Annotated in this window: 11 protein-coding genes; 6 read left to right on the top strand and 5 right to left on the bottom strand. The window is 61.7% G+C overall.

Annotated elements, in window-relative coordinates:
- Positions 1-102 precede the first annotated feature (102 nt).
- A complete protein-coding gene (locus KD146_RS05450) occupies positions 103-1,284 on the bottom strand; it encodes a type III PLP-dependent enzyme domain-containing protein (protein ID WP_212657708.1) in 1,182 nt (393 codons plus the stop codon).
- 202 nt (positions 1,285-1,486) lie between these two features.
- Between KD146_RS05450 and KD146_RS05455 the strand changes: the two genes are divergently transcribed.
- On the top strand, positions 1,487-2,965 hold the full coding sequence (locus KD146_RS05455; protein WP_249327589.1) for a Do family serine endopeptidase: 1,479 nt from the start codon (positions 1,487-1,489) through the stop codon (positions 2,963-2,965).
- Positions 2,966-3,057: 92 nt separating this feature from the next.
- Here the strand turns inward: KD146_RS05455 and KD146_RS05460 are convergent, their stop codons facing one another.
- Positions 3,058-3,441, bottom strand: a complete 384-nt coding sequence (locus KD146_RS05460) for a VOC family protein (RefSeq protein WP_212657709.1) — start codon at positions 3,439-3,441, stop codon at positions 3,058-3,060.
- A 118-nt stretch (positions 3,442-3,559) separates the two neighbouring features.
- On the opposite strand from KD146_RS05460, the gene KD146_RS05465 reads away from it, so the two are divergent.
- Positions 3,560-4,885, top strand: coding sequence for a replication-associated recombination protein A (locus KD146_RS05465; RefSeq protein ID WP_212657710.1), 1,326 nt, complete (start codon positions 3,560-3,562; stop codon positions 4,883-4,885).
- Positions 4,886-4,891: 6 nt separating this feature from the next.
- Here KD146_RS05465 and KD146_RS05470 read toward each other — a convergent pair whose 3' ends face one another.
- Entirely contained in the window at positions 4,892-6,019 is a 1,128-nt protein-coding gene (locus tag KD146_RS05470) for a patatin-like phospholipase family protein (protein WP_212657711.1), read from the bottom strand.
- A gap of 114 nt (positions 6,020-6,133) precedes the next feature.
- Between KD146_RS05470 and crcB the strand changes: the two genes are divergently transcribed.
- From crcB to KD146_RS05490, 4 genes are read left to right on the top strand one after another with little or no spacing between them, the layout of a single operon-like run.
- Complete coding sequence (gene crcB / locus KD146_RS05475) at positions 6,134-6,514, top strand: fluoride efflux transporter CrcB (protein ID WP_212657712.1); 381 nt, start codon at positions 6,134-6,136, stop codon at positions 6,512-6,514.
- Positions 6,511-7,497, top strand: a complete 987-nt coding sequence (locus tag KD146_RS05480) for an RluA family pseudouridine synthase (RefSeq protein WP_212657713.1) — start codon at positions 6,511-6,513, stop codon at positions 7,495-7,497. Before crcB ends, KD146_RS05480 begins: the two co-directional genes overlap by 4 nt.
- Entirely contained in the window at positions 7,494-8,156 is a 663-nt protein-coding gene (locus KD146_RS05485; RefSeq protein ID WP_212657714.1) for an HAD-IA family hydrolase, read from the top strand. Before KD146_RS05480 ends, KD146_RS05485 begins: the two co-directional genes overlap by 4 nt.
- Positions 8,157-8,160: 4 nt before the next feature.
- Positions 8,161-8,940 carry an ATP12 family chaperone protein gene (locus KD146_RS05490; RefSeq protein WP_212657715.1) on the top strand — a complete coding sequence of 260 codons (780 nt, stop codon included), beginning with the start codon at positions 8,161-8,163 and terminating at the stop codon, positions 8,938-8,940.
- On the opposite strand, the gene folK is transcribed toward KD146_RS05490, so the two are convergent.
- Complete coding sequence (gene folK / locus KD146_RS05495) at positions 8,937-9,383, bottom strand: 2-amino-4-hydroxy-6-hydroxymethyldihydropteridine diphosphokinase (RefSeq protein ID WP_212657716.1); 447 nt, start codon at positions 9,381-9,383, stop codon at positions 8,937-8,939. The two genes, KD146_RS05490 and folK, sit on opposite strands and share 4 nt — an antisense overlap.
- Positions 9,383-9,769 carry a dihydroneopterin aldolase gene (gene folB / locus KD146_RS05500; RefSeq protein ID WP_212657717.1) on the bottom strand — a complete coding sequence of 129 codons (387 nt, stop codon included), beginning with the start codon at positions 9,767-9,769 and terminating at the stop codon, positions 9,383-9,385. Before folB ends, folK begins: the two co-directional genes overlap by 1 nt.
- Between the last annotated feature and the right edge of the window lies 1 nt (position 9,770).

A 9,770-nucleotide genomic window follows, 5' to 3' on the forward strand; every position in this document is an offset into this window, starting at 1 on the left:
CGGCCCCAGGCTTTCCAGCGGCATAATGTCAGCCATTGATCCCTCCCAAAGCAAAATGGCCATCCCGTTGCCGGAATGGCCATGTAACTGTTGCGCTACCAATTACTCGGGCTGCTGATCCTTGCCGGTATAGGCTTCCTCGACCCAGAACTGGTCGCGGCGATCAAAGCCGTTGAACGGGGTGAGCGACGCTTGGGTGTAGGCACCCATCAGACCGAATTCGATCCAGTCGTCCTCATCGATATCGGCCGGCAGGGTGAACACCTGAGGCAGCACGTCATAGCTGTCGCAGGTTGGACCCCAAATGGTGAAATCCGAGAATTCCTGCTCATTGTCATGCACCCGGGCGCCGCGCCATACGCGAACCGGCGGGGTGAAGTGCATGAATTTGACTTCCATAAGGCTGCCATAGGCACCGTCGTTGACGTACACGGCCTGGCCGCCGCGCTGATGCTTGACGCGCAACAGAAGCGAGGTTGACGAGGTTACCAGTGCGCGGCCGGGCTCGATGATCAGCTCCGGCTTGTTCTTGTCGCCGAAATGGTCGTTGACGGCGTTGCCGATGGTCTCGAAGTAATAGTCCATTGGCGGCGCTTCGCTGGTCGGGTAGGGGGCGGGATAGCCGCCGCCGATATTGAGGCGTTTCAGTTCGATGCCGGATTCATCAACGATGCGCGATGCCGCAGCGATGTGGCGCTCATAGGCATAGGCGTCTTCGCACTGGCTGCCGACATGGAAGCAGAGGCTGGGCGTGTAGCCCATCTGCTCGACCATTGTGACGATTTCGGCGGCTGCCTGTTCCATGACGCCGAACTTGATGCCGAAGTCATAGGATTTAAGCGCCTTGCCGGCCTTGAAGCGGGTGGTCACTTCCACATCGCGCGAGGGCGAAACGATCGCGGCCAACTGGTCGAGCTGCTGGGGGTGATCAATGGTGAAGGAGCGCACGCCGAATTCTTCGTAGGCGCGGGCGATTTCGCGCTTGTTCTTGATGGGGTTGTTATAGTGCATCACGGCGCCGGGCGCGTAGTCGCGCACCAGTTCCATCTCGGTATTGGAGGCCACGTCGAAGGCCTTCAAACCTTCGCGATGCAGCTGGGCGATAACGTGCGGGGATGGGTTGCACTTGACCGCATAGGTCAGCAATCCGTCAAAGCCCTTCTTGAAGACCTTGGTGGCCTTGTGCAGTTCACGTTCAGAGAACAGGAAAGCCGGAAAATCGGGGGCTTCGGCCGCGATCAGCGCGGAGGTGTTCGGGTAAACGTGTTTCGGCTCGGTGGTCATGGACGACTGGCCTTTCGGGGCTGGGGAAAGCGAGAAAACGAGCGCTGCATATAGGGCCGAGTGCCCCCTCACGCAAACGATTATTTGGCGTCAAAATGCGTCACTTGCATGACGCCATTTTCATGCCCGATTCCGGGCGTTTGCCTGTCGGGCGCACGCTTGGGAAACCGGTGTGCCACCACTATGGCTGGAGGTTTGGTTGATGTCGATGCGCACGCTGGTAATGGCCGGAACCGCAATTGCGGTTCTGGCGATCGGAGGAACGCTGGCCTTTGCGCCGTGGAACGCCCCAAGCAGCGCCCAGACCACCATTTCTCAGCTCAGCGTCGCGCCGCCTGCTAACGTTGTCCGCGCGGTTCCCACCAGTGATGGTGCGGTCAAGCTGAGCTATGCGCCTGTGGTCAAGACGGTGTCGCCCTCGGTGGTCAACGTCTATGCCACCCGCATCGAGCAGCAATCGGTGTCACCCTTCGCCAATGACCCGTTCTTCTCGCGTTTTTTCGGCCAGCGGCAGTTCCAGAGCCGGCCGCGCGAATCCCAGTCGCTGGGCTCGGGGGTGATCGTGGAAGCCGGCGGGGTGATCCTGACCAACCGCCATGTCATTGAGGGCGCTACCGATGTGCGCATCGCGCTCTCGGATGGTCGCGAGTTTGCCGTCGATGTGGTGATCGAGGACGCCCAGACCGATCTGGCCGTACTGCGGGTGCAGCAGGCGGGCGGTACAGAGTTTCCGGCAATCACCTTTGCCAATTCCGATGGTCTGGAAGTGGGCGATCTGGTGCTGGCGATCGGCAATCCGTTCGGGGTGGGTCAGACCGTGACCAGCGGCATTGTCTCGGCGCTGGCCCGTACGGGTGTGGAGCGTTCGGATTATGAGTTCTTCATCCAGACCGACGCGGCGATCAATCCGGGCAATTCGGGTGGCGCACTGGTCGATATGGACGGCCATCTGGTGGGCATCAATACCGCGATCTATTCGCAAAGCGGCGGCTCGGTCGGTATCGGCTTTGCCATCCCGGCCAACATGGCGCGGCTGGTGGCTGACGCGGGCGTTGCGGGCGGCGAGATCGTGCGGCCCTGGTTCGGTGCCAAGATGCAGGCGGTCAATGCCGATATCGCCGCCAGCCTGGGCATGGCCGCGCCGCATGGGGCACTGATCACCGAGGTGGCGCCAGATGGTCCGGCCGCGCAGGCCGGCTTTGCCTCGGGCGATGTGATCCTGAGCGTGGACGGGCTGGCCGTCGATGATCCCAGCGCGTTCAATTTCCGGCTTGCCACGCGGCCCATCGGTCAAACCACCGAACTGGCCCGGCTGCGGAACGGCACTACTACCAATGTGATCTTCACCATTCAGGCGGCGCCCGTGGCTGACGAAACCATGATCGCACAGATTGATGGCGACTCCCGCTTTGCCGGGACCAGTGTGCGCCAGCTTGACCCGGCTCTGGCCGAACTCAAGGGGCTTCCCTATGACGCGACAGGTGTGATCATCACGGACATTGCGGCGGGTTCCCCGGCTCAGGCCATGGGGTTGCGCGTGGATGATGTGATCATCTCGCTCAACGACATGGCGATGAATACCGCGCAGGCCTTTGCTGATACGGCATCAAAACGCGTACGGACCTGGCAGATCATCCTGCAGCGCGACGGGCGGGTGACGCGCAGTATCGTCAGCGGTTAGTTACCGGTTTGGCGGAATTTGCGATGCCTGGCTGTTCTGGTGTTCACTGGCGCGCTCGATCCGCGCTGGTGAACAGTGATGGCGCGGCGGGATTACGTTGGCGCGTGGCAAACTGCTTCGATGTTGTTGCCGTCCGGGTCGCGCACGAATGCACCATAATAGCTGGCATGGTAGTGCGGGCGCAGGCCCGGCGCGCCATTGTCGGTACCGCCGGCTGCCATGGCGGCGGCATAGAATGCGTCGACCTCGGCCCGGTTCTGCGCCGAAAACGCAAAATGCGCGGGTGGTTTCTGGGCGCCGGCCTCGGTCAGCCAGAAGGCCGCGCTGTCGCGCCCAAAGCCGCCGACCTTGACGCCGCCGGTGTGCTCCAGTGGCACCTGCAGCAGAAATGAGGCGCCCAGAGGGGCCAGAGCCTGTTCATAGAAGGCTTTGGCCTGGTCAAAATCGCTTACGCTGATGCCGGAATGGTCTATCATGGTTGTCCCCGTCCAATTGATGGTGACCCTGAGATAGCGTCTGTTACTGACAGGGTGCGTCAGCAGAAGCGCTGCCCCCGGCGCGCTTGGCGCGACAAGAATGAAATGATGATTGTGCATGGCCGACCTTTTCGCAGCTGATCCCGATAGCGTCGTTGACAGCGACACTGCCCGCCCGCTGGCTGACCAACTGCGGCCGCGTTCGCTTGATCAGGTGATCGGGCAGACCCATTTGCTGGGCCCGCAGGGCACGCTGCGGCGCATGATCTCGTCGGGTCGGCTGGGCTCGCTCATCCTGTGGGGGCCGCCGGGCACCGGCAAGACCACGGTGGCGCGCCTGCTCGCTGATCAGATCGGCTATAATTTCGAGCAGATTTCGGCCGTTTTTTCCGGGGTCGCCGACCTCAAGAAGGTGTTCGAGAAGGCACGCTTTGAGCGGCTGAGTGGGCACAAGACACTGTTGTTCGTGGACGAAATCCATCGCTTCAACCGGGCGCAGCAGGATGGCTTTCTGCCCGTGATGGAAGACGGCACGGTGGTGCTGGTCGGTGCAACCACGGAAAACCCGTCCTTTGAGCTGAACGCGGCTTTGTTGTCGCGCAGTCAGGTGTTGCGGTTTGAATCGCTGGGCGCCAGCGATCTGGAAGATCTGGTGGGGCGTGCAGAGGCGCTGACAGGGGCAACGCTGCCGCTGGAGCCAGAAGCGCGGGCCACGCTGCTGACGCTGGCTGATGGCGACGGGCGGGCCCTGCTGGGGCTTGTGGAAGAGGTGCTGGCATCGACCAAGCAGGGCGAGATGCTCGATGCCGCCGGTTTGCTGACCGTGGTGCAGCGCCGCGCACCCATCTACGACAAGGCAGCTGATGGCCACTACAATCTGATTTCAGCCCTGCACAAGACCATTCGCGGCTCCGACCCCGACGCCGCGCTCTACTATTTCGCCCGCATGCTCGACGCGGGCGAAGACCCGCTGTTTCTTGCGCGTCGGCTGATCCGCATGGCGGTCGAAGATATCGGGCTGGCTGATCCACAGGCGCTGCCGCAGGCCGTGGCGGCGCGCGATGCCTTTCAGATGCTGGGCTCGCCCGAGGGTGAACTGGCGCTGGCCCAGACCGTGGTCTATCTCGCGCTCGCGCCCAAATCGAACGCGGTCTACACCGCCTTCAAGGCAGCCAGCAGCGTGGCCAAATCGACCGGTTCACCGACGCCTCCCATGGTCATCCTCAATGCCCCGACCAAATTGATGAAGGGGGCTGGCTATGGCGATGGCTATATCTACGATCACGATACACCCGAGGGCTTTTCGGGGCAGCAGTATTTTCCTGAGACCATCGGCCGGCACAAATTCTATGAGCCAGTGGAGCGTGGGGCCGAGCGCGATTATCGCAAACGCGTCGACTATTTCGAGCGTCTGCGGGCCGCCAAGGCTGACAAGGGTGAATAGAACGCACTAGCGCGACTGCCAGCGCCCATTACGGCCGGCCTGATAGCCGTATTGGTAGAGTGCGCTCAGCCATTGCGGGCTGCCAAATACGCTGGTGCTTTCGGGGAAATCTGCCGGAATGGCGGTGAGCCGGAACGCCAGTCCAGCCTTGCGGGCGGCGTTGTCCAATTGCTCGAGATTGCTGCGCCCGAGATATTTGAGCAGGGTGGGCACGGCGCGCTCGAGCAGTGACATGCTGGAAATCTGCACGGTGGCCGGGCTGGGAGCAACCACGCCGTTGAAGATCACATAGAGCTTCTGCACGCCGCTGCGGTTTTTGACGAAGGCTTCGTAGCCGCCGGGCATCAGCAAGACCTGCTCGGTTACCCCACCATCGACATGGAGTTCATCAAAACTCATGCCCTGTGCGGCGACATCGAGCATGACGGGTGGAAATACGCCCGGCACTGCTGTTGAAGCAAGGATGATCTGGTGCACCAGTTCGAGCCTGTTGGGCAGATTGCTGATGGCGATGGCGCCGATATCCCAGATCATGGGGCGCTGCGCGTTCAGATTGGTGGTACCGACATAGAGCCGGCGGCCCTGCTTGTGTTCGACCCCAATGGCGTTGAGCGCCTGCGTGTCCACCAGCTTGCGGATGGCATCGAGCACCGGGACATTACTCATCACCGAAGGCGCGCCAAACAGGGCGCCCAGGAAATTGGCACCGGCCGAATTGTCCTTCTGGGTCAGGCTCGAGAACACGGTGCGCAGCCGGGCATCATAGTCCGAGCCGAGAAACGCCATGGGGGCGATCATGGCGCCCACACTGATACCGGTGACCACTTCGAATTCGGGCCGGCCGCCCTTGTCGGTCCAGCCCACCAGAAAGCCGGCGCCGTACGCGCCATTGATGCCGCCGCCTGAGAGTGTCAAATAGTCGACATCGCCGTCAGGGCCGGGCGCGACTTGCGCCTGTATTCTGGCGAATTCGTTATCGTCGCCCCAATAGCGTAGGCGCTGATCGGCGTGAATGGTGGCCTCGGCGACCAGTTGGGGTGGAACCTGCTGCCGTGACTGCAGGGTCGCACAGGCCGAAATGGCCAGCAGGGCCACCATGGCAAGAATGGATCGCAGGGCGGTGCTGATAGTCACTGGCTCGGGTCTCGCAGTTCAGGCTGGCACCCAGGCCAGATGATATCGGTATGCAGGTGGCCAAGCCTTGCATATGGAAGTGTTCAATTGGTTATTGGTGGAGCAGGGCAGAACATGCAGGCAATTTTGTTGGTCGGGGCGGGCGGCGCCATTGGCGCGATGGCGCGATTTGGCCTGGCCAGTCTGGTCGGACGCCTGCTACCGATGTCGTTTCCTTTGGCGACATTGTTGATCAACATCATCGGCTCGGTGCTGATGGGCGTCGTGGTGGGGCTGATGGCCCGCTTCCTGCCGCCGCAGGCTGAAGGTCTGCGCTTGTTTGTGGCCGTCGGCGCACTGGGTGGTTTCACGACGTTTTCCTCGTTTTCGCTCGATACAATCGTGCTCATTGAGCGCGGCGCACTGCCACAAGCTGGCTTGTATGTGCTGTTGTCGGTTGTGGTTTGCCTCATAGGGCTTTATCTCGGGCTTTTGATGACCCGAGGCGTGGCATGAGTGGCGTTCAACAACGGCAGGTAGAGAGTGACGAAGACGGCATGCGTCTGGATCGCTGGTTTGCCCACCATTTTCCCCAGCTTGGCTTCGGACGGCTGCAGAAGCTGATCCGTAATGGCGAGGTCAGGGTCGACAAGGCCAAGGTCACGACCAGCACGCGCCTGTCGCCTGGTCAGACCGTGCGCATTCCGCCCATTGATGATCCCGGCGTCGTCAAGCCTGTCAAGGTCAACAATGATGACGTCAATACCATCCGGGACATGATCCTGTACGAGGATGACGACATCTACGTGCTCAACAAGCCGCATGGCCTTGCCGTGCAGGGCGGTACAGGAATGAAGCGCCATCTCGACGGCATGCTCAAGAGCCTGCCCAACAAGAAGGGCGAGCCGCCGCGGCTGGTGCACCGTCTGGATCGTGATACTTCTGGCTGCCTGATCGTTGCCAAGACCAAATCGGCGGCCAGCCATTTTGGTGAAGTGTTCCGCTCGCGTTCGGCCCGCAAGATCTACTGGGCTATCGTGGCGGGCAATCCGCATCCGCAGCAGGGCGAGATTTCGTGCTTTCTGACCCGGCAGTCGACCGACGATGGCGAACAGATGGTCGTGGTCAAGAATGGCACGCCGGGTGCCCAGCACTCGATGAGCTATTATTCGACTACGGACACGGCCAGTCGCCGCTTTGCATGGGTCACCCTCAAGCCGGTGACCGGACGGACCCATCAGTTGCGTGTGCACATGGCGCAGCTGGGGACCCCGATCATTGGCGATCCTCGCTATTTCAACATCGAGAACTGGCAGGGCGCGCCAGGGCTGAGCTATGGCCTGCATCTGCATGCGCGCCGCATTGCCATTCCTCTGCGCAATGGCGATCGTCTCGACATTTCAGCGCCATTGCCACCGCATATGCGGCACAGCTTTGAAACGCTGGGCTTTGACCCCGATCGCTACAGCGTTGGCAGCGATCCCGAGGACGGCAAATGATCCTTGTCATCTTTGACATGGATGGCACGCTGATCGACACCCAGGCGCTGATCACCGAGCACATGACGGCGACATTTCACGGTCTGGGGCTTGAGGCGCCATCGCCGGAAAAGTCCCGCCGGGTTATCGGGCTGTCTCTGCCCGTCGCCATGGCGCATCTCGCGGATACGCAGGATGCGGTGCTGGTTGACCAACTTGTAGAAGCCTATCGGGGGCACTACCGCGCATCACTGGTAACCGATGCATCACGCGAGGCGCTGTTTCCCGGTGCACTTGATGCCCTCAAACGGCTCAATGCCCGCGATGACGTGCTGCTGGGCATTGCCACGGGCAAGGGATTGACCGGGGTGCACCGCATTTTGGGGCTGCACGGTGTGGCCGACTACTTCACCACCTTGCAGACGCCCGATCACAACCCATCTAAGCCCCATCCGGGCATGGTCCAGTCGGCGATGGCGGAGACTGGCGTCGATGCTGCGCAGACCGTGATGATCGGCGATACGACATTCGACATTGAGATGGGCGTGGCCGCGGGCTGCAAGACCATCGGCGTGACATGGGGCTATCACGAGCCGCGCGAACTGATCGCGGTGGGTGCGAGCACCATGATCGACCGCTACGACCAATTGGACGGCGCAATCCGTCAACTCGTGGAGTAAGTGCATGCGCGACCAGCTCGAAGACATCCAGAAGCATCTCGATGATGGCTATGGCCGCGCGCAGCACCTGAACAAGGTCGAGCTGCCCAAGCGCTTCTACAAGGAAGTGGCGGCCGGGCCGGTCGATGGTGGGTTCACCGTGACGCTTGATGGTCGCCAGGTCCGCACACCGGGCCGGAAGATCCCCGTGATCGTGCCTGCGGCGCCGATTGCCACGGCCATGGCCAGCGAATGGGCCGCACAGGGCGAATTCATCAATCCGGGCACCATGCCCACTGTGCGCCTGATCAATTCGGGCGTCGAAAGCGGCGAAGACAGCGTGCCCGCTTTTCGCGATGAGATCGTCAAATTCGCCGGTGGCGATCTGCTGCTCTACCGTGCCGAAAGCCCGCAAGGGCTGGTGAGCGCGCAGGAGCAGCACTGGGACGACGCGCTGGTGCGTCTGGCGCGCCATTTTGGCGTCAGTTTCCAGCCTACCTTTGGCATTCTGCATCAGGCCCAGCCGCAGACGACGCTGGACCGGCTTGCCGAGGTCCTCGCGAACGAGCACCTGATTTCGCTGACTGCCATGGTGTCGATGACCGGCCTGACCGGTTCGGGCCTGTTGACGCTGGGCTATTGGCACAAGCTGATCGACGCCGATGCCGTCTGGGCAGCAGCCCATGTCGATGAGGACTACCAGATCACCCAATGGGGTTCTGACGAGGAAGCGGCCGACCGCCGGGCCATGCGCCGGGTCGAGTTCGACACTGCCGTGGCCGTATTGGAGGCGATGCGCGCCTAGTGCGCCTTCGCACCACCCGTTGCGATAACCCATTGCGTGGTTTGGGCATCGATCTCCGATAGCGGGTCGGTGACGAAGTCGCGCTCATGGGCGTGGGGATGGGGCAGGGTCAGCCGTTCGGTCGCCATCCGCAGCCTGTCATAGGCAATGATATCAATATCGATCAGGCGCGGCCCCCAGACCTCCTTACGCACCCGCCCCATGGCCAGCTCGATCTCCAGCAGGGCATCGAGCAGCGCGATGGGGGCCAGATCGGTGCTGATGGCGATGGCCATATTGGCGAAGTCGGGTTGATCAGTCTTGCCCCAGGGGGCGGTGGTCAGCACCGAAGATCGCGCCGTTACACTGATCTCGCGGTGGTTGCCAATGCGTGCCACGGCATCTGCCAGTTGCGCGCGAGGGTCGCCGATATTGGCGCCGAGGCTCAGCCAGGCGGTGGCCATTAGCGTGCGCTCCGCTGCCGATGCAGCTCAATGGCCGCTTCTCCGCGCACCATGGCGATGGGGGCTTCTGGCTTGCGCAGACGAATGATCACCCAGGTGACCGCCTCAAATTCGGAAAACAGATCATCGACGATATTCTGGGCTACCGCTTCGAGCAGCTTCATTCGCCTGGTCTCGAAGGCCGCTTTGACCACATCGTAGATGTCGGCATAGGAAATGCCCGCGCTGAGCCGGTCGGTGGCCGCTGCTGCGGTCAGGTCAGTGCCCAGTTCAAGATCGATGAAGAATCGCTGGCCGAGCTTCTCTTCTTCGGCGAAAACGCCGTGATAGCCGTAAAAGCCTAGATCTTTCAGGATGATACGGTCGCCCGTGTATGGCTCAGCCATT

Source organism: Devosia litorisediminis (assembly GCF_018334155.1).
GTDB lineage: Bacteria > Pseudomonadota > Alphaproteobacteria > Rhizobiales > Devosiaceae > Devosia > Devosia litorisediminis.